The sequence below is a fragment of the Sphingobium sp. DN12 genome, assembly GCF_051058005.1.
GTDB classification, from domain to species: Bacteria; Pseudomonadota; Alphaproteobacteria; order Sphingomonadales; family Sphingomonadaceae; genus Sphingobium; species Sphingobium yanoikuyae.
Map to the genome: position 1 here is coordinate 1,497,460 of NZ_CP173717.1, position 17,369 is coordinate 1,514,828.

The following is a 17,369-nucleotide window of genomic DNA, read 5'->3' on the forward strand; positions in this document are numbered from 1 at the left end:
CCTTACTATCAGATCACGCCGAACGTCCAGCCCTCTGTGCGCGCAATTTCGTCGGACATCGCTGCGGGTGCCCAAAGTGCCGGATTTTCAGCCCTTTCGCGCATCCAGGCAGCGGTCAGCAAGGCATCGGCCTGATGGTCGGCGGCGAGCGGACCGAAGTAGGGGGCGGTTGCGAACATGGTCAGCGCGTCATTGAGGGCGGCGAGATCGCGCATCTTGGTCCGGCCCTTGGGCCGCCCGGCGGCGCGCGCTGCGATGCTGGTATAGATTTCGACGACCAGCGATCCGGTGGCAGGCAGCGGATCGAAGGGCCAGACCGGCACATGCGGGCGGATCTGGTGGAGCAGGCGCATGCCGGCAAAGCTGGCCTTGGCCACCTGCGCCGCGCCGATCGCGTCATAGATGGTCGACGGCTTGCCGCCGCCCCCGGCATTATAATGGTCTTCGCAGGCGCGGTTGTGCAGAAACTCGGCCTTCATCCCGTCGGCCTTGCCGAAATAGAAATGACGACGATGGGTGGTTTCCAGCAGGCTGGCGGCACCCAGATCGGGATCGGCGCAGACCGCATCGACATAGGCCCAGAAAGCCGGTGCGTCGGTTGGCGTCGGATCGCCAGGCAGATAGGCGCCGCGTGCGACGAATGGTGGGGCGAAGCTGAAGTCGAAGCCGAACAGGGTCGGTGCCTCGCACGCCGTTGCGATCAGCCAGTCGGCGACCGCCTGGCGCGACCAGATGCCGCCCGGCGCCTCGACCAGTTCCGGCGCATCCTGACCGATGCCGCAGATGGCGACCGCTATTCCCTTGTGCCGCGTGCCCTTGGCGCCCGACCAGTCGATCGCGGCGAAGCGCGCGAACCGGGGCGTCACGCCGCGCCGCGTTCGGCGCGCAGTTTGTTCCAATAGGCAATGCGCTCGGCAATCCGCGCCTCGAACCCGCGTTCGGTCGGCGTATAGAAGGTTTGCGGGCTCATCTCCGCCGGCCAGTAATTGGCGCCGGAAAAGCCGCCCTCGGCATCATGGTCATATTGGTAATTCTTGCCATAGCCGACCTGCTTCATCAGCTTGGTGGGTGCATTGACGATGTTCATCGGCGGCATCAGGGACCCGGTTTCGCGCGCGGTGCGGAAGGCCGTCTTCATCGCCATATAGCCGGCGTTCGATTTGGGCGCGGTGGCGCAATAGATGCAGGCCTGAACGATCGCCAGTTCGCCTTCGGGCGAACCGAGAAATTCATAGGCGTCCTTGGCGGCGAGGCACTGCACCACTGCTTGCGGGTCGGCCAGGCCGATATCTTCGGTGGCGAAGCGGACGAGCCGGCGCAGCACATAGAGCGGTTCCTCGCCCGCGGTCAGCATGCGGGCGAGATAATAGAGCGCCGCCTGCGGATCGGAGCCGCGCAGCGATTTATGGAGGGCGGAAATGAGGTTGTAATGGCCTTCGCGATCCTTGTCATAGACCGCGACGCGGCGGTGGAGCAGGGCGGAGAGGCCCGCCGGATCGAGCGGCACAGGAATGTCGATCGAATAGAGGGTTTCGACCTGATTAAGCAGGAAGCGGCCGTCGCCATCCGCGCTGGCCAGCAGCGCTTCGCGCGCGGCCATGTCCAGCGGCAACGGGCGGCCGATCAGCGCTTCGGCCCGGTCCAGCAATTGTTCGAGCGCGGCGGCATCGAGCCGGCGCAGGATCAGCACCTGCGCGCGGGACAGGAGCGCGGCGTTCAGTTCGAAGCTGGGATTTTCCGTTGTCGCGCCAACCAGCGTGACCGTGCCATCCTCGACGAAGGGCAGGAAGCTGTCCTGCTGGGCGCGGTTGAAACGATGGATCTCGTCCACGAAGAGCAAGGTTTTTTCACCACGACGGCCATGGTCCTTTGCGGTGGCGAACACCTTCTTGAGGTCGGCGACACCGGAAAAGACGGCCGAGATAGGCTCGAACCGCATGCCGACGGCATCGGCGAGCAGCCGCGATATGGTGGTCTTGCCGGTGCCGGGCGGCCCCCAGAAGAGGATCGAGGACAGGCGGCCAGCCGCCACCATCCGGCCGATCGCGCCGTCCGGGCCGGTCAGATGCTCCTGGCCGACCACATCGGCCAGCACGGCCGGACGCAACCGATCGGCCAGCGGGGCGTGGTCGATGCCGGCGGGAAGGACATCGTCGGAAGAGAAAAGATCAGCCATCGTCCCCGATATAGGTCGGCCGGGCCGATCAGGGAACAGGGCTGGAACGGATCTTGGCACCCTGGGCGCGCTGGCGGATGATCCGCAGATAGGTATCGACCAGCGCCTGGTTCACCTGATCCCAACCGAAATGTTCAGCCTGCGCCTCGGCGGCGGCGCCTGCGCTGGCGCGGGCGGCGGCGTCGGTGCAGTAGATTTGCAATGCGTCGGCGAACTTGCCGATCGCGCCGGGGCGGATCAGCCGGCCGGTAACGCCTTCCTGCACCAGATTTTCGCTGCCGGTGGCGCGGGCGGCGACGGTCGGCAGGCGGCACGCCATCGCCTCCAGCGTGACATTGCCGAACGTCTCGGTGACCGACGGGTTGAACAGCATGTCCATGCTGGCGACGGCGCGGCCCAGGTCGGCCCCGCCCTGGAAGCCGGTGAAGACGGCATCGGGCAAGCGGTTCTGGAACCATTCGCGGGCCGGCCCTTCGCCAACCACCAGCACCTTGTGCGGCACCTTGCGTGCGGTCAGCTGGTCGATCGTGTCGGAAAAGACGTCCAGCCCCTTTTCCATCACCTGACGGCCAATGAAGCCGATCACCGGCACATCGTCGGCAAAGCCGAGCGAGCGGCGCCAGTCGAGATCGCGGCGCTGAGGGGTGAAGATCTCGCGGTCGATGCCACGGGTCCAGATGCCAACATCATAGCTCATTCGCTGCTCGCGCAGCAACTGGGCCATCGATTCCGACGGGGCGACGATGGCGTCGCAGCGGCGGTAGAATCGGCGCAAAATGCCCTCGATCGCGGGTTCCAGGAAGGCGAGGCCATAATAGCGCGGATAGGTTTCGAACCGGGTGTGGACCGAAGCGACGGCGGGCAGGTCATGATCGCGCGCCCAGGTCAGCGCCCGATGGCCGAGCGGATCGGGGCTCGACAGATGGATCATGTTCGGCGCGAACGCCTTCAGGTCACGGCGCAGCGCGCGCGACAGGCGAGTAGGGATGCGATATTCCGGGCGGCCGGGCACGGGAATGGACGGCGCGCTGACCAGGTCGCCGGTCGGCGGAAAGGCGGGCGTATCGGTGGTCGGGGCATAGACGCGCACCTGCGCACCCTGACGCAGCAGATAGCCGACGAAGCGATTGAGCGCCTGGTTCGCGCCATCGCGCACATAGTTATAATTGCCGCTGAACAGCGCGACACGAAGTCCGGTAACATCCATCGCGGCCCCTTAGACCAGACCGGCGAAAAACCCAAGGAACCAGAGCGGGTCTCGGGAATTTTGCTGAGGCTGACCGGGAAAGCCGGCCGGCATGATTGCCCCCGAAGGAGAGGATGTCTGCTGATGGCCGAGAGATTCCGCAAGGGAACACGGGTCAGGTGGAATTGGGGGCAGGGTGTCGGCCGGGGACGCATAGCCGAACGGTTCGAGCGGCATGTGGAGCGGATGATCGCTGGCTCGCTCATCCGTCGCAACGGGTCTACCCGCGATCCCGCCTATCTGGTCCAGACCGACAAGGGCGACCTGGTGCTCAAGCTGGGATCGGAACTGAGCGCCGCGTGATCTTGCGGCGGACGGGGCAAGCTGGCCGCAACTGGCCATCGTCATCGCGCTGCAACCATGGCATGGAGCGGCATGACCCAGCCTTTCATGACCATCGATGCGCTGCTGATCGGCATGCCCCGGCCCTTTCGTGATGACGAGCATAGCGCCATTGGCAAGCAGCCGGTTGCCGGCCCGATCCGCATCAACTGGCTGGGGTTCGCGGGCGACGGGGTGGCCGATATAGTTCATCATGGCGGCTGGGACAAGGCGATCCATCTCTATCCGCAGGACCATTATGGCTGGTGGCGGGATCGCAAGCCGGATCATCCTCTGCTCGATGCGCCCGGCGCCTTTGGCGAGAATATCGCCAGCCGCGGCATGACCGAAAGCGACATCTGCCTGGGCGACCGGTTCTGCCTGGGCAGTGCGGTGGTGGAGGTGAGCCATGGCCGCCAGCCCTGCTGGAAGCTCGACCATCGTTTCGGTGCCCGCGACGTGATGGCGACGATCGTCAAGACCGCGCGCTGCGGCATCTATTTCCGAGTGATCCGCGAAGGCGAGGCGGAAGCGGGCACGCGGATGGGGTTGCTGGAGCGGCCCTTGCCCGACTGGAGCATCGAGCGGGTCTTTCGCCTGCTGATCGGCGGCGGGCACAAGGCCGATCCTGATGCGGTGCGCGCGCTGGCGGAGATGCCGCAACTGGCCGAAGCCTGGCGCGAACGGGCGCGCAAGCTGGCGGCGTGACGGCTGAGGTCGCCTAGCGCTCCACCGCCATCCGCACGGCGAGGCCGCCCAGCATCGTGCCCATGAACCAGCGCTGGATCGTCAGCCAGCGCGGCCGGGTGCCGAGGAAGCCGGCGATCGATCCGGCGAGGCAGGCGATGATCGCGTTGACCGACAGGCTGATGACGATCTGGGTCGCGCCCAGGATGAGCGATTGGCCAAGCACATGGCCGCGCGCTGGATCGACGAACTGGGGCAGCAGCGAGAGATAGATCATCGCTACCTTGGGATTGAGCAGATTGGTCAGCAGCCCCATGGCGAACAGCTTGCGCGGGCCATCGAGCGGCAATTGCTTCACCTGGAAAGGCGAACGGCCGCCGGGCCGCACCGCATTCCAGGCGAGCCACAGCAGATAGAGCGCGCCGCCCAGGCGCAGCACGTCATAGGCGAAGGGCACCGCCATCAGCAGCGCGGTGATGCCGAAGGCGGCAGCGACCATGTAGAAGAGGAAGCCGCAGGCGACGCCGAGTAGCGAGACCATGCCGGCGGCGCGCCCCTGGCTGATCGAGCGCGAGATCAGATAGATCATGTTCGGACCCGGCGTCAGCACCATGCCGAGCGAGATGAGGGCGAAGGCGACAAGATGCGCGGCGCTGGGCATGGCTGGGCTCCCCGGATGAGCGTTTGGCCTCGCCTAGGGGGGAATGATCCGCGCCGACAGGTCCGGGAGACTGCAATTGGCCACCCCGGATGGGGTGGCCTTATGCCGGGCGGGTGCGCCACATGGCGATCGGGCACATGGTCAGGACGGGTTCGTCCTTCTGGTTGTAGAGCGTCACCTTGTTGCGGACGATGCCCATTTCCGGGCGGCTTTGGGAAATCTTCTTGTCGATCACCTCGTTGGTGCCGCGCAGCGTGTCGCCGGGGCGGACCGGGCGCAGCCAGCGCAGTTCATCGACGCCCATCGCGCCCAGGCTGGCGGCCTGACGGCCCGGCTGTTTCTGCATTTCGGCGACGAACATCTTCATGAACAGGGCGGTGGTGTGCCAGCCGCTGGCCGAGATGGTGCGAAAATGGGTGGTGGCGGCGGCCTCGTCGGACAGATGGAAGGGCTGGGGGTCGAACTCCGCGGCAAAGGCGATCGTTTCCTCGCGCGACAGGGTCAGCGGCCCGACCGCCACGCTGTCGCCCACCACGATATCCTCGAAATAGAGAATGTCGTCCATCTATCCGTCTCCCATTGCAACGGACATGGTGTATGGCGACTTTCCGTTTACGTCAACTGTCAGCTGATGCTCAGCCCCGGCGTGCCGCGCGGCACGGTCATGGTCGCGCGGGTGCGGATCTGGCCCCCCGGCGCCGATACCTGATCCATCACCATCGCCCGCGTCGTCCACGCGTCGGCCGTCACTTCGCAGGTCAGATAGCCGCGCTGGTCGTTGATGAATTTGAGCTGCGGGTTGTTCTTCAGGATGATGTCGCTGCCGGGCCGCAGGTCCGATCCGTCGCCGCCGGAGGAAATGGAGGTCGACACGAACTCCACCGCCACCGGCTTTGTGCCGTCATCCAGCAGGCCGGCGAAATTCTGATGCTCGTCGCCGGTCAGGACCACGACATTGTTCAACCCCTTCATCCGGCCGAGCAGCCGCTGGCGCTGCACCTTGTAGCCGGCCCAGGTGTCCATATTGTAGATGGGATCGGTCGCATCTTCGCTGTTGCGGCGGTCGAGCGCCATCATCATCACCTGCTGGGCCAGGCAGTTCCACTTGGCGTCGCGGCGGGCAAGGTTGCGGGTCAGCCAGCCTTCCTCCTCGGCCGAAATGACCTGTGCCTGGGTGGCAGCCATTTCGGCGCAGGCCGGCTTGAAATTGTCGCCACAAGGCTGGTCGGTGCGGAACGTGCGGGTGTCGAGAAAGTCGATCGACAGCAGGTCGCCGAAGCGCGCCTGGCGATACATGGTGCCGATCATCTCGCCGCGCGGCGCCATCGCCGCGCGGACCGGCATATATTCATACCAGGCCTGCATGCCGGCGGCGCGACGCATGCGGAAGGCATCGGCCGGCGCCCCCTTGGCATCGATGTCGCCGACCCAGTTGTTGGCGACCTCATGATCGTCGAAGGTCGGGAACCATGTGTGGCGGCAGCGCGCCGCCTGCAGGTCATAATCGCTCAGATATTGGGCGTAGCGCAGCCGATAGTCGGCAAGGTCATAACAATCCTGGCCGATATGGTCGCGCACCTGCGGTCCGGGCAGGCCGTCCTTGTCATAGTCCGGGCCGCGCTGGCTATATTCATAGATGAAGTCGCCATAATGATAGACGAAGGCGAGATCGTCCTCGCGCGCCAGATGGCGGAAGGCGGTGAACAGGCCGTCCTGATAATTCTGACAGCCGGCGACGCCGAATTTCAGCAGTTTGGGACTGGCCGACGCCAGCGGCAGGGTGCGGGCGCGGCCACGCGTCGACTGGTCGTTGCCGAGCGCAAAGCGATACCAATAGGGCCGGTCGGGCTGAAGGCCGGTCACTTCGACATGGACGCTATGACCCAGTTCGGGCCGGGCGATCGCTTCGCCGCCGGCCACGATGGTCCTGAAGCGATCATCGGCCGCGACCTCCCATTTCACCGGGATCGGCGTCATCGGCATGCCGCCATGCGGCTCGAACGGGCGCGGCGCCAGCTTGGTCCAGATGACGAAGCCGTCGGGCGCCGGATCGCCCGATGTCACGCCCAGCGCGAAGGGATAGCCGGCGAACCAGCTCTGGGCGTGGAGAATGGCGGGGGCGCCGGCGATCGGGGCGATGGCGGCGGCGGAGAGGAGCGAGCGGCGCGTGAACATGACGCGCCGCCTAGAACCGCTTTATGACAAATACATGTCGCCCGATCAGGGCTTGACCAGCCCCTGCAGCACCGCCGGATTGCCATCGCTCGCCACCGGCGTCACGCCCAGCAGGCGGGCGAGCAGCGGATAGACATCGACATTGGTGAAATCGGCCGAGGGACGGAAGCCGCTGACGAAGGCCGGGCCGTTGGCGATGAACAAAGCCTGCATTTCGGGGGCGCGGTCGTCCCAGCCATGGTCGCCGCCGGTGACCGGCTTGGTCGGGGTCGTATTCTGGAACACCCAGCCGGTTTCGGCCAGGCAGAAATAGGGCGGGATGCGGCGATGGGTGCCATAGTGGAAGCGCGCCGGGATGTCGCTCTTGCGCCAGCACTGCATATGGTCGCGCGGCTTGAACAATGCGGCCTCCAGCGCCTTTTCGTGGCCGGGATTGGCGACCAGGCTGGCATAGGGGCCGGCCTCCACCACGCGATAGTCGGCCGGGTCGGCGATCTTGTCGATCGGCAGCACGCGATCATTCGCCTTGGCCGCCATGCCATGGTCGGACACGATGACGATATTGGCTGGCTGGCCCAGCGCCTTCAGGCCGGCGATCAGGTCGCCGATATGGGCGTCGACGTCTGCGACTGCCTGGGTGGTTTCCGGCGCGGCCGGACCGTTCACATGGCCAGCGGTGTCGACTTCATCGAAATAGAGGGTGACGAAGCGGGGGCGGATGTCGGCCGGGCGGCGCAGCACGTCCAGCACGCCGTTGACGCGCTGGGTCGGGCTGATCGCCTCGTTGAACTGGGCCCAGTCGCTCGGGCGCGACCCGCCGCTGATCCTGTAGGGCCATTCGGTCGCCTTGTTGCCGCCCCAGGCGACGTTGGAGCCGGGCCAGAACATGGTCGCGGTACGCACGCCCTGCTTTTCGGCGGTGATCCAGATCGGCTCGGCCTCGTTCCACCAGTATGGATCGTCGCTGGCCATGGTGAACTTGTCCTTGGGCCGGCTGTCATCTTCCATATTATTGGCGACGATGCCGCTGCGATCCGGCCGGTCGCCGGTCACGATCGCCCAATGATTGGGAAAGGTCTTGGTGGGGAAGGAGGGGCGCATCGACGCCTCGGTCCCGCCGGCCGCCAGCCCATTGAGATTGGGCGATACGCCGCGGGTCAGATAATCGGGGCGGAAGCCGTCGATCGACACCAGGATCGTCACCGGCGCGCGCTGTTCGGCCGGGGCGGCGACGACGCTGGCGGGATGCTGCTGCACCGGGGCGCAGGCGCCGAGCAGGGTGGAAACAGACAGGGCAAATGCGAGCGACAGGCGACGGGCGGACATCATGGCCTCATGGCAAAAGGGAGATTTGGCCGCTGCTTAGCAGCCCAACCAAGTCGGTAAAGTGACGAATGGTTCATGTCGGATCGACATAGGGCGCCAATATGCTCCAGGCTTGGCGCTTGGAATCACGCGACAGGCTGGCATAGGCGCCGCTGGAGGAGGGCAGATCGATCATCACCAGATCGGACCTTTCCCCCAATTGTCGGCGGCCATGTAGGGCGGCGGTCTTGCCGTTGAAGGCGATCGCGCGGAGATTGGGCAGGCGGGACAGGAAGGCGCTGAGGTCGCGCAGTTCCGCACCCCGGATGCTGCTGTCCAGGCTGCCGTCGCGATCGGCGCTCTCGATCACGTCCCACAGGCCGACGCCCCGTGCGCGCAGTCGCTTGAGCTTCATCGCATAGGGCGCGCTGCGGACTTCCTCGTTCAGAACGTCACTCATCAATGCCCAGAAGGCATTGCCGCGATGGGCATAATATTCGCCCTGCTTGATCGACGCGTCGCCGGGCAGGCTGCCCAGGATCAGCAGCCGCGTTCCCGCATCCACGCTGGGCGGAAAGGCGATCTTGCGGCGGACGGGCATGATGCGGGGCGGTTGGGTCATTGCCTTCCAAGCTTTTGTTTCTAAAAGATTGCGCGTCACAAGGGGGGGCTGATGAAGAAGATGTGGAGCGCCATTGGCGCCATGTTGCTGCTCGGCGCCATGCCGGTAGCGGTTTTTGCCCAGTCGGACCAGCCTGCCGGTCCGGCGGCGAGCGCGGAACAGCGCGCCTATGAGGCCAAGGTGAAGGCGGTGCTGGCGAAGCAGCGCCCGCAAAATGGCGACATTGCCCTGCCCGAAGCCAAGGCCGTGCTGCATCTGGGCCAGGATTATTATTATCTCGACGCGGCGCAGGCGCGCGAGGTGATCGTCGACATGTGGGGCAATCCGTCGGCCCAGGCCGATGGTGTGCTGGGCCTGGTCTTTCCGGCCGGCAAGACCTTCGTCGATGACGATGCCTGGGGCGCGGTCATCACCTATGAGCAGAGCGGCTATGTGAAGGACGATGACGCCGCCTCGACCGATTATGACGCGCTGATGGCCGACATGAAGTCGGGCGAGGAGGAGCGCAACAAGGAGCGTGCCGACGCCGGATATCCCGCGATCCAACTGGTCGGCTGGGCCGAGCGCCCCGCCTATGACAAGGCGCATCACAGCGTCATCTGGGCCCGCGACATGCGTTTTGGCAATGCGCAGGAGGATACGCTGAACTATGACGTCCGCCTGCTCGGCCGTTATGGCGTGCTCAGCCTCAACATGGTGTCGACCATGTCGCAACTGCCATCGGTGAAGGCGGCGGCAGCCAGGTTCGGTGCTTCGGTCAGCTATGACGCAGGCGCGCGCTATGCCGATTATGTGCCCAATGTCGACAAGGTCGCCGAATATGGCATTGGCGGGATGATTGCGGCGGGTGCGGGCCTGCTGGCGGCCAAGAAGCTGGGCCTGATCGCGCTGATCCTGGCCTTCGGCAAGAAACTGCTGATCCCGATCATCCTGATCTTTGGTGGCGGCTGGCGCTGGATCAAGCGCCGCCTGGGCAAGGGCGAGGAGGAGGAGGTTGCTCCGCTAGAGCCGGAGCCAGTAGCCGCTGACGCCCCGGAAGAGGAAAGCGCGCCGCGCTGAACGAACAAGGGCCGGGGGATCGCTCCTCCGGCCCTTTCCATGTCAGCGTATCTTTTGCTGTCAGACGTTGAAGCGGAACAGCATGATGTCGCCGTCCTGCGTCACATAATCCTTGCCTTCCGAACGCCACTTGCCCGCTTCCTTGGCGCCGGCTTCGCCATTGAACTGGACATAGTCGGCATAGGCCATGGTTTCGGCGCGGATGAAGCCCTTTTCGAAGTCCGAATGGATCGCGCCGGCGGCCTGCGGGGCCTTGCTGCCCTTGGCCACGGTCCAGGCGCGGGCTTCCTTGGGGCCGACGGTGAAGAAGGTGATGAGGCCCAGCAGTTCGTAGCCGGCGCGGATGATGCGGGCGAGGCCGGCTTCGGTCAGGCCCAGCGCTTCGAGATATTCGCCGCGTTCCTCGACCGGCATGGTGATGAGTTCAGCCTCGATCGCGGCCGACACGATGACCGCGCTGGCATTCTCGGCGGCTGCCTTCTCGAACACGCGGGCGGAAAATGCATTGCCCTCGGCCGCAGCGCCTTCCTCGACATTGCAGACATAGAGGACCGGCTTGGCGGTCAGCAGCTGCGCCTGGGCGAACAGGCGGGCTTCTTCCTCGTCGCGCGGCTGGGTCAGGCGGGCGGGCTTGCCGTCGCGCAACAGTTCCAGCGTCTGGCCCAGCACCGATGCGGCGGCCTTGGCTTCCTTGTCGCCCTGCGCGCCCTTCTTGAGCAGGTTGGGAACGCGCTTCTCCAGGCTTTCGAGGTCGGCGAGCATCAGTTCGGTTTCCACCGTCTCGGCGTCGGCGATCGGATCGACCTTGCCCTCGACATGGGTGATGTCGTCATCCTCGAAACAGCGCAGGACGTGGACGATGGCGTCGGTCTCGCGGATGTTCGCCAGGAACTGGTTGCCCAGCCCTTCGCCCTTCGACGCGCCGCGCACCAGGCCGGCAATATCGACGAAGGCGAGCTGCGTCTCGATGATCTTGGCGCTGCCGCCGATCTTGGCGATGGTTTGCAACCGATCGTCAGGCACGGCGACGCGGCCCTCATTGGGCTCGATCGTGCAGAAGGGATAATTCGCCGCCTGCGCCGCCTGCGTCTCGGTCAGCGCATTGAACAGGGTGGACTTGCCCACATTGGGAAGCCCGACGATACCGCAACGAAAACCCATTTGACTGCCTTCATGTCTCAGATGATGCCGCGCCGATAGCGGTTTCGGCGCGGATTGGCCAGCCTTGCGTCAATGGCGGAAGAACAGCGTGACTGATGCGACATGGTTGACGCGCTGGCGGCTGCCGCCTTGGTCGATCAGCTGGTTGAGATAGCCGACTTCCATGGTGGATGCGCCCGGCAGGCCGATCTCGACGCCGGCGAAGCTGCGCAACTGGTCAAAGCCTTTGCGGGCGCCCCAGTCGGTATCGTTGAGGGCAAAGAAGACCTCGCCATAGGCTAGCGCATTGACCGCGTCGCTGCCGGGTTTCAGCGCATGTTCCACCCGTAGCATCTCGCGCAGGCGCCAGCCCATGTCGCTGCCGTTCGAGCGCCAGCGCTGCTCCAGCCGGGTGCGCGAGGAAATCTCGGCATCCTTGGGCCGCGCCAGCGTCCAGCTCAGTTGCTGGAAGCTGCGTTCCTCATTGACGTCCTTGCCGCCCTCGATCGGCACGACGACATGGGCATAGCCCTGATAAAGGGTGACGTCGCGCGACAATTTGACGCCCAGCGCGCCACGGAACAGCGCCTGGTCGATGCGCGACACGCCGTCGCCGACGCGCGGCTGGATTTCCGCAAAATAGACCAGCTCGTTCTTGATCGACCCCATCGCCGTCAGATTGACCCAAAGCTGCTCGTCCTCGCTCGACGCGGCCTGGGCGGGCACGGCGAGGGTGGCAAGGGACAGGGCGACAGCAAGCGACGGGAAACGCATGAAACCTCTGGCGATGGAAAGCGACATTCCCACCGCCTTTAGGTTGCTGTCATTGCTGTCCCGTTGCTGCGGGGTAAGCGATGGTGAACCGGTTCAGGTGATGACGCTGGGCTGGTCCATGCCGGTGTAGCCGGCGATATCGGCCAGTTCCTGCGCCGCCGCCACCAGCGGCGCCAGCGCATCGCCGGTGGCCAGCGCCAGATCGCCGTCCGGCCCGACATAGCGTTCGATATAGACGCGCAGGGTGGCTCCCTCGGTGCCGGTGCCCGACAGGCGGAAGACGACGCGCGATCCATCCTCGAACAATATGCGCACGCCCTGGTTCCGGCTCACCGACTGGTCGGTCGGGTCGGTATAGGCGAAATCGTCCGCCGCCTTCACCGTGCCGCCGCTGTTGCCGGTGCCGGGCAGGCTGGCGAGCGTGTCGCGCAGGGCGGCCATCAGCGCATCGGCCTTGTCCTTGGCGATCGCTTCATAGTCGTGGCGGGCATAATAGTTGCGGCCATAGGTCGCCCAATGATCGGCCATGATGTCGGCCACGCTCTGCTGGCGCGCGGCCAGGATGTTGAGCCATAGCAGCACCGCCCAGATGCCGTCCTTCTCGCGCACATGGTCGGACCCGGTACCGGCGCTTTCCTCGCCGCAGATCGTCGCCATGCCGGCGTCGAGCAGATTGCCGAAGAATTTCCAGCCGGTCGGCGTTTCATAGAGCGGAATGCCCAGCTTCTGCGCCACTCGGTCGGCCGCGCCGCTGGTCGGCATGGAGCGGGCGATGCCTTTGAGGCCACCGGCATAGCCGGGCGCCAGATGGGCATTGGCGGCCAGCACCGCGAGCGAGTCCGAGGGCGTCACATAGCAATGGCGGCCGATGATCAGGTTGCGGTCGCCGTCACCATCCGATGCAGCGCCGAAATCGGGCGCATTCGCGGCCATCATCCGGTCATAGAGGGCCTTGGCATGAACCAGATTGGGGTCGGGATGGTGATGGCCGAAATCGGGCAGGGGGGTGCCGTTCATCACCGTTCCGGCCGGCGCGCCCAGGCGCTTCTCGAAAATCTCGGTCGCATAGGGGCCGGTCACCGCGCTCATCGAGTCGAAGGCGAGGGTAAAGCCACCGGCGATCATCGCCCTGATCGCGGGGAAATCGAACAGGCTTTCCATCAGCGCGGCATAGCCGGCGACCGGATTGACCACTTCGACGGTCATGGCGCCCAACTGGCTGGTCCCCAGCGTGTCGATATCGACGTCGGCGGCATCGAGGATGCGATAGCTGTCGATCGTCAGGGTCCGCGCGTGGATCGCGTCGGTCACCTTTTCGGGGGCTGGCCCGCCGTTCGACACATTATATTTGATGCCGAAATCCTCGTCCGGGCCACCCGGATTATGGCTGGCCGACAGCACCAGCCCGCCAAAGGCGCTGGACGAGCGGATCAGGTGCGACGCGGCCGGGGTGGACAAGATACCGCCCTGACCAACCAGTACCCGGCCAAAGCCATTGGCCGCCGCCATCCTGAGTGCGATCTGGATGACTTCGCGATTGAGATAGCGGCCATCGCCGCCGATCACCAAGGTCTGGCCGGCATAGCCGTCCAGGCTGTCGAACACCGACTGGATGAAATTTTCCGCATAATGGGGCTGCTGGAAGACCCGAACCTTCTTGCGCAGGCCCGATGTGCCGGGCTTCTGGTCGTCGAAAGGCGTGGTCGCGACGGTCTGGATCACCTCTGTCCCCTGCTTTGCCTAATAAGTCGTTACGCCTCTATGGCTTGTTCATGCTGCACTGCGCAATGCGCTTTGTCGCGCCGAAGGTGCGGGCGGCCGTGATCGGATGCGATTACTGCGCAAGAGCCGGGTTGGCCAAAGCCGTCATGCGGGTTATCACCCATGGCAACTATTCAGAAAATCGGCATTTTCAGTGACAGTATCGTGACCTTTGTAGGAGGTTCCATGTCTCGTCTGCCTGCTTTCCTGTCCGGTCTTGCGCTGCTCTCGGCGCAACTGGCTTCGGTATCGGCCGATGCCTGCACGCGCCTGGTCTATCATGGCGCCAATGATGATGTGATCACCGCCCGGTCGATGGACTGGAAGGTCGATGTCGGCACCAACCTCTGGATCTTTCCGCGCGGCATCGCGCGCAGTGGGGAGGCCGGCCCCAATTCGGTCAAATGGACGTCCCGCTATGGCAGCGTGATCGCCACCGGTTACGACATTTCCACCACCGACGGCATGAACGAGGCGGGGCTGACCGCCAATCTCCTGTGGCTGGTCGAATCCGAATATCCGCATTTCGACGGCAAGCAGCCGGGCATGAGCATCGCCATCTGGACCCAATATGTGCTCGACAATTTTGCCACGGTGAAGGAGGCAGTCGACGCGCTGTCCAAGGAAAGCTTTGTCGTCGTCACCGACAATATTCCCGGCGAGGAACGGCTCGGCACGCTCCACCTCGCGATTTCCGATGCGTCGGGCGACAGCGCCATCTTCGAATATATCAAGGGCAAGCTGGTGATCCATCACGGCCCGCAATATCCGGTGATGACCAATTCGCCGATCTTCGACGAGCAACTGGCGCTCAACGCCTATTGGAAGGATATTGGCGGCACCACCATGCTGCCGGGCACCAACCGCTCGGCCGATCGCTTCGCCCGCGCCTCCTTCTATGTGAAGGCCATTCCCAAGAGCGAAGACCCGGTGACGGCGCTGGCCAGCGTGTTCAGCGTGATCCGCAATGTCTCGGTGCCATTCGGCATCTCGACCCCGGACCAGCCCAATATCTCCTCGACCCGCTGGCGCACGGTCGCGGACCATAAGCGCAAGCTCTATTTCTTCGAGTCCGCGTTGACGCCGAACAGCTTCTGGGTCGACCTCAAGACGATCGACTTTGCGCCGTCGGCCAAGGTGAAGAAGCTCGATCTTGGTCCGAACCAGACGAAAACCTTTTCGGGCGAGGTCAGCGGCCAGTTCAAGGATGCGCCGGCCTTCAAATTCCTGGGACTGTCCTGATCGGCTGGGGGCGCCGCCATGCGATATCTTCCTCTATGCTGCCTGCTCACCAATGCCCTTGTCTATGCCGGACCGGCCTTGGCGCAGGAGGCGCTGGCGCACCTGTCCGATGACACGCCCGATCAGGGCTGGCATCTCACCGTCTCGCCCTATGTCTGGGCGGCGTCGCTGCACGGTAATGCGGAACTGGCGGGGTTCCGCACCAGGGTCGACATGCCTTTCTCGGAGATATTCGACCATCTCGACTTCGTCACCATGGGCGAAGTCGTCCTGAGCAATGGCAAGGTCGGCGCCTATGTCGACGGCCAATATGTGAAGACCAGTCAGGACGCATCCGTCTATCATCAGCAGGTGGGGCTGGGCATCAGGAAGACCCATGTGTCGGGCGGCCTCTTCTACAATATCATCGACCATCGCATGGCGGAGCGAACCGTCCATGGGGATCGGCGCGGCTTCACCTTCGCGCCGGTCGTCGGTCTGCGCTGGTCGAAATTGTCGGCCGATGTCGCGGCGCTGGGCCTGACGGCCAATCGCAAGGCCGACTGGACGGAGGTGTTGGCCGGCGTCCGCACGGCCGGCGATATAGACCGTCACTGGGTGATCGATGCGCGCCTGAATGCCGGCGGCTTCACCGACCGCAAATCCAGCATGGATGGCGAGGGAACGATTGGCTACCGGCTGCGCCTCGCCGGCCTGCCGCTGACCGTGCGCGCTGGCTATCGCTTCGTTCACCAGCAATATCGGATGCGCGACTTTACCGGCCAGCAATTTCGCTGGAACGTCTCGCAGGAAGGGCCGCTACTGGGCCTCTCGGCGCGCTTCTGATCGGCCTCAGTCGGCCAGTCGCAGCGCTACTTCGTTCATGAAGCGGGCGTCGTCATTCTTCGCCAGCCATTCCGCCTCGGCACCGATCGCGCCCAGCATGTTGGCGAGCGCGTCCATCTCGCTCTTGTGGTAATTGCCCAGCACATAGCCATGGACCTTGTCCTTGTGGCCGGGATGGCCGATGCCCAGCCGCACGCGGCGGAAATCATTGCCGATATGGGCGTCGGTCGAACGCAGGCCATTATGGCCGGCATTGCCGCCGCCGCGCTTCACCTTGACCTTCATCGGCGCGAGATCGAGCTCATCATGAAAGACGGTCACGTCCTGCGTCGTCAGCTTGTAGAAGCGCATCGCCTCGCCGATCGCGCGGCCGCTTTCGTTCATGAAGGTGGCGGGTTTGAGCAGGATGATCTTCTCCGGGCCGATCCGCCCTTCCTGCACCCAGCCCTGGAACTGCTTTTTGGGCGGCGAGAAGCGATACATGTCGGCGATCAGGTCCGCGGCCATGAAGCCGACATTGTGCCGGTGCATCGCATATTGCTGCCCCGGATTGCCGAGGCCGGCCCAGATCTGCATCGTCTATCCCGCGTAAAAGAAAATCCCGCCCGCCGAGTAGGCGGACGGGATCGGAATTTCCAGCCTGCAAGCAAGCTGTAAGACGATTACTCGCCTTCGCCCTCGGCGGCTTCGCCTTCGGCGCTCTTGAGAGCCGAGGGAGCGACGATGGTGGCGATGGTGAAGTCGCGGTCTTCGATCGCAGCCTTCGCGCCCTTGGGCAGGGTCACGGCGCTGATGTGGATCGAATCGCCGACTTCGAAGCCCTTGAGGTCGACGACGACGTCATCGGGGATCTCGGCGGCATCGACGACCAGTTCGACGTCGTGACGGACGACGTTCAGCACGCCACCCTTCTTGAGGCCGGGCGAGGCGTCTTCATTCTCGAAGCGCACCGGGACAGCGACGGTCACGGTGGCATGTTCCGAAACGCGCAGGAAGTCGGCGTGCAGCGGACGATCGGTCACGGGGTGGAAGGCCACATCCTTGGCGAGGGTGCGGACGGTCTTGCCGCCGACTTCGACCATGATGACCGAATTGAAGAAGTGACCGGTGCCGAGCTGCTTGTTGAGGAGCTTTTCCTCGACGTGGATCGACAGGGGTTCTTCGTTCATACCATAGATGACGGCGGGTACGCGGCCCTCACGGCGGAGGGCGCGGGAGGCTCCCTTGCCTGCCCGATCGCGTGCCTCGGCCGACAGCGTAAGCTGCTCGCTCATTGCGTGTCTCCAAAAGCAAATTTGATACAATTTTCCCGCCACGCCTCCAGGGATGACCATCGCGGGAAGGCGGCCCTGTAGCAGAAAGCGGCGACAAAGCA

General features: G+C 64.6%; 18 protein-coding genes. 5 read left to right on the forward strand and 13 right to left on the reverse strand.

Annotated features, from left to right (window positions below):
* Window positions 1–8: 8 nt before the first annotated feature.
* The 3 genes from ACI6S0_RS07180 to ACI6S0_RS07190 are packed head-to-tail and all read right to left on the reverse strand — an operon-like array spanning window position 9 to window position 3,383.
* The gene (locus ACI6S0_RS07180; protein WP_434405332.1) at window positions 9–866 is read right to left on the reverse strand and encodes a hypothetical protein; all 858 of its coding nucleotides are present in this window, start codon (window positions 864–866) and stop codon (window positions 9–11) included.
* Window positions 863–2,176, reverse strand: a complete 1,314-nt coding sequence (locus ACI6S0_RS07185; RefSeq protein ID WP_434405333.1) for a replication-associated recombination protein A — start codon at window positions 2,174–2,176, stop codon at window positions 863–865. The genes ACI6S0_RS07180 and ACI6S0_RS07185 overlap by 4 nt, the downstream gene beginning before the upstream one ends.
* A 28-nt stretch (window positions 2,177–2,204) precedes the next feature.
* Entirely contained in the window at window positions 2,205–3,383 is a 1,179-nt protein-coding gene (locus ACI6S0_RS07190; RefSeq protein WP_169861028.1) for a glycosyltransferase family 4 protein, read from the reverse strand.
* A gap of 123 nt (window positions 3,384–3,506) precedes the next feature.
* Here ACI6S0_RS07190 and ACI6S0_RS07195 point away from each other — a divergent pair, with 123 nt between their 5' ends.
* Window positions 3,507–3,725, forward strand: a complete 219-nt coding sequence (locus ACI6S0_RS07195; RefSeq protein ID WP_029547743.1) for a DUF2945 domain-containing protein — start codon at window positions 3,507–3,509, stop codon at window positions 3,723–3,725.
* A 72-nt stretch (window positions 3,726–3,797) separates the two neighbouring features.
* The gene (locus tag ACI6S0_RS07200; RefSeq protein WP_037506606.1) at window positions 3,798–4,451 is read left to right on the forward strand and encodes an MOSC domain-containing protein; all 654 of its coding nucleotides are present in this window, start codon (window positions 3,798–3,800) and stop codon (window positions 4,449–4,451) included.
* Between the two features lie 13 nt (window positions 4,452–4,464).
* On the opposite strand, the gene ACI6S0_RS07205 is transcribed toward ACI6S0_RS07200, so the two are convergent.
* The 5 genes from ACI6S0_RS07205 to ACI6S0_RS07225 all read right to left on the reverse strand — a co-directional run bounded on the left by ACI6S0_RS07205 (window position 4,465) and on the right by ACI6S0_RS07225 (window position 9,193).
* Complete coding sequence (locus ACI6S0_RS07205; RefSeq protein WP_434405334.1) at window positions 4,465–5,091, reverse strand: LysE family translocator; 627 nt, start codon at window positions 5,089–5,091, stop codon at window positions 4,465–4,467.
* A gap of 100 nt (window positions 5,092–5,191) precedes the next feature.
* The gene (locus tag ACI6S0_RS07210; RefSeq protein WP_434405335.1) at window positions 5,192–5,656 is read right to left on the reverse strand and encodes a MaoC family dehydratase; all 465 of its coding nucleotides are present in this window, start codon (window positions 5,654–5,656) and stop codon (window positions 5,192–5,194) included.
* Window positions 5,657–5,715: 59 nt separating this feature from the next.
* Window positions 5,716–7,266, reverse strand: a complete 1,551-nt coding sequence (locus ACI6S0_RS07215; RefSeq protein WP_434405336.1) for an alkaline phosphatase D family protein — start codon at window positions 7,264–7,266, stop codon at window positions 5,716–5,718.
* Between the two features lie 45 nt (window positions 7,267–7,311).
* Complete coding sequence (locus ACI6S0_RS07220) at window positions 7,312–8,592, reverse strand: alkaline phosphatase family protein (protein WP_434405910.1); 1,281 nt, start codon at window positions 8,590–8,592, stop codon at window positions 7,312–7,314.
* A gap of 73 nt (window positions 8,593–8,665) precedes the next feature.
* On the reverse strand, window positions 8,666–9,193 hold the full coding sequence (locus ACI6S0_RS07225) for a DNA-deoxyinosine glycosylase (RefSeq protein ID WP_434405337.1): 528 nt from the start codon (window positions 9,191–9,193) through the stop codon (window positions 8,666–8,668).
* 51 nt (window positions 9,194–9,244) lie between these two features.
* Between ACI6S0_RS07225 and ACI6S0_RS07230 the strand changes: the two genes are divergently transcribed.
* Complete coding sequence (locus ACI6S0_RS07230; protein WP_434405338.1) at window positions 9,245–10,252, forward strand: DUF2167 domain-containing protein; 1,008 nt, start codon at window positions 9,245–9,247, stop codon at window positions 10,250–10,252.
* A 60-nt stretch (window positions 10,253–10,312) separates the two neighbouring features.
* Here ACI6S0_RS07230 and ychF read toward each other — a convergent pair whose 3' ends face one another.
* The 3 genes from ychF to ACI6S0_RS07245 all read right to left on the reverse strand — a co-directional run bounded on the left by ychF (window position 10,313) and on the right by ACI6S0_RS07245 (window position 13,888).
* Complete coding sequence (gene ychF / locus ACI6S0_RS07235; protein WP_007704566.1) at window positions 10,313–11,413, reverse strand: redox-regulated ATPase YchF; 1,101 nt, start codon at window positions 11,411–11,413, stop codon at window positions 10,313–10,315.
* Window positions 11,414–11,482: 69 nt separating this feature from the next.
* The gene (locus ACI6S0_RS07240) at window positions 11,483–12,193 is read right to left on the reverse strand and encodes a DUF2490 domain-containing protein (protein ID WP_434405339.1); all 711 of its coding nucleotides are present in this window, start codon (window positions 12,191–12,193) and stop codon (window positions 11,483–11,485) included.
* A gap of 66 nt (window positions 12,194–12,259) precedes the next feature.
* Window positions 12,260–13,888: an alpha-D-glucose phosphate-specific phosphoglucomutase gene (locus ACI6S0_RS07245; RefSeq protein ID WP_434405340.1), complete on the reverse strand. Its 1,629-nt coding sequence runs from the start codon at window positions 13,886–13,888 to the stop codon at window positions 12,260–12,262.
* A 225-nt stretch (window positions 13,889–14,113) separates the two neighbouring features.
* On the opposite strand from ACI6S0_RS07245, the gene ACI6S0_RS07250 reads away from it, so the two are divergent.
* The gene (locus ACI6S0_RS07250; RefSeq protein WP_434405341.1) at window positions 14,114–15,169 is read left to right on the forward strand and encodes a linear amide C-N hydrolase; all 1,056 of its coding nucleotides are present in this window, start codon (window positions 14,114–14,116) and stop codon (window positions 15,167–15,169) included.
* A gap of 18 nt (window positions 15,170–15,187) precedes the next feature.
* Entirely contained in the window at window positions 15,188–15,994 is an 807-nt protein-coding gene (locus ACI6S0_RS07255; protein ID WP_434405342.1) for a hypothetical protein, read from the forward strand.
* A gap of 6 nt (window positions 15,995–16,000) precedes the next feature.
* Here the strand turns inward: ACI6S0_RS07255 and pth are convergent, their stop codons facing one another.
* Together pth and ACI6S0_RS07265 are read right to left on the reverse strand one after the other, a co-directional pair.
* The gene (pth, locus tag ACI6S0_RS07260) at window positions 16,001–16,570 is read right to left on the reverse strand and encodes an aminoacyl-tRNA hydrolase (protein WP_434405343.1); all 570 of its coding nucleotides are present in this window, start codon (window positions 16,568–16,570) and stop codon (window positions 16,001–16,003) included.
* Window positions 16,571–16,656: 86 nt separating this feature from the next.
* On the reverse strand, window positions 16,657–17,268 hold the full coding sequence (locus ACI6S0_RS07265; protein ID WP_004207310.1) for a 50S ribosomal protein L25/general stress protein Ctc: 612 nt from the start codon (window positions 17,266–17,268) through the stop codon (window positions 16,657–16,659).
* Window positions 17,269–17,369: the final 101 nt, after the last annotated feature.

What these genes read in the sequence shown, in the direction of transcription:
- ACI6S0_RS07185 (WP_434405333.1), bottom strand. Translation starts at nt 2,176, where the DNA reads ATGGCTGATCTTTTCTCTTCCGACGATGTCCTTCCCGCCGGCATCGAC.
- ACI6S0_RS07190 (WP_169861028.1), bottom strand. Translation starts at nt 3,383, where the DNA reads ATGGATGTTACCGGACTTCGTGTCGCGCTGTTCAGCGGCAATTATAAC.
- ACI6S0_RS07195 (WP_029547743.1), top strand. Translation starts at nt 3,507, where the DNA reads ATGGCCGAGAGATTCCGCAAGGGAACACGGGTCAGGTGGAATTGGGGG.
- ACI6S0_RS07200 (WP_037506606.1), top strand. Translation starts at nt 3,798, where the DNA reads ATGACCCAGCCTTTCATGACCATCGATGCGCTGCTGATCGGCATGCCC.
- ACI6S0_RS07205 (WP_434405334.1), bottom strand. Translation starts at nt 5,091, where the DNA reads ATGCCCAGCGCCGCGCATCTTGTCGCCTTCGCCCTCATCTCGCTCGGC.
- ACI6S0_RS07210 (WP_434405335.1), bottom strand. Translation starts at nt 5,656, where the DNA reads ATGGACGACATTCTCTATTTCGAGGATATCGTGGTGGGCGACAGCGTG.
- ACI6S0_RS07215 (WP_434405336.1), bottom strand. Translation starts at nt 7,266, where the DNA reads ATGTTCACGCGCCGCTCGCTCCTCTCCGCCGCCGCCATCGCCCCGATC.
- ACI6S0_RS07220 (WP_434405910.1), bottom strand. Translation starts at nt 8,592, where the DNA reads ATGTCCGCCCGTCGCCTGTCGCTCGCATTTGCCCTGTCTGTTTCCACC.
- ACI6S0_RS07225 (WP_434405337.1), bottom strand. Translation starts at nt 9,193, where the DNA reads ATGACCCAACCGCCCCGCATCATGCCCGTCCGCCGCAAGATCGCCTTT.
- ACI6S0_RS07230 (WP_434405338.1), top strand. Translation starts at nt 9,245, where the DNA reads ATGAAGAAGATGTGGAGCGCCATTGGCGCCATGTTGCTGCTCGGCGCC.
- ychF (WP_007704566.1), bottom strand. Translation starts at nt 11,413, where the DNA reads ATGGGTTTTCGTTGCGGTATCGTCGGGCTTCCCAATGTGGGCAAGTCC.
- ACI6S0_RS07240 (WP_434405339.1), bottom strand. Translation starts at nt 12,193, where the DNA reads ATGTCGCTTTCCATCGCCAGAGGTTTCATGCGTTTCCCGTCGCTTGCT.
- ACI6S0_RS07250 (WP_434405341.1), top strand. Translation starts at nt 14,114, where the DNA reads ATGTCTCGTCTGCCTGCTTTCCTGTCCGGTCTTGCGCTGCTCTCGGCG.
- ACI6S0_RS07255 (WP_434405342.1), top strand. Translation starts at nt 15,188, where the DNA reads ATGCGATATCTTCCTCTATGCTGCCTGCTCACCAATGCCCTTGTCTAT.
- pth (WP_434405343.1), bottom strand. Translation starts at nt 16,570, where the DNA reads ATGCAGATCTGGGCCGGCCTCGGCAATCCGGGGCAGCAATATGCGATG.
- ACI6S0_RS07265 (WP_004207310.1), bottom strand. Translation starts at nt 17,268, where the DNA reads ATGAGCGAGCAGCTTACGCTGTCGGCCGAGGCACGCGATCGGGCAGGC.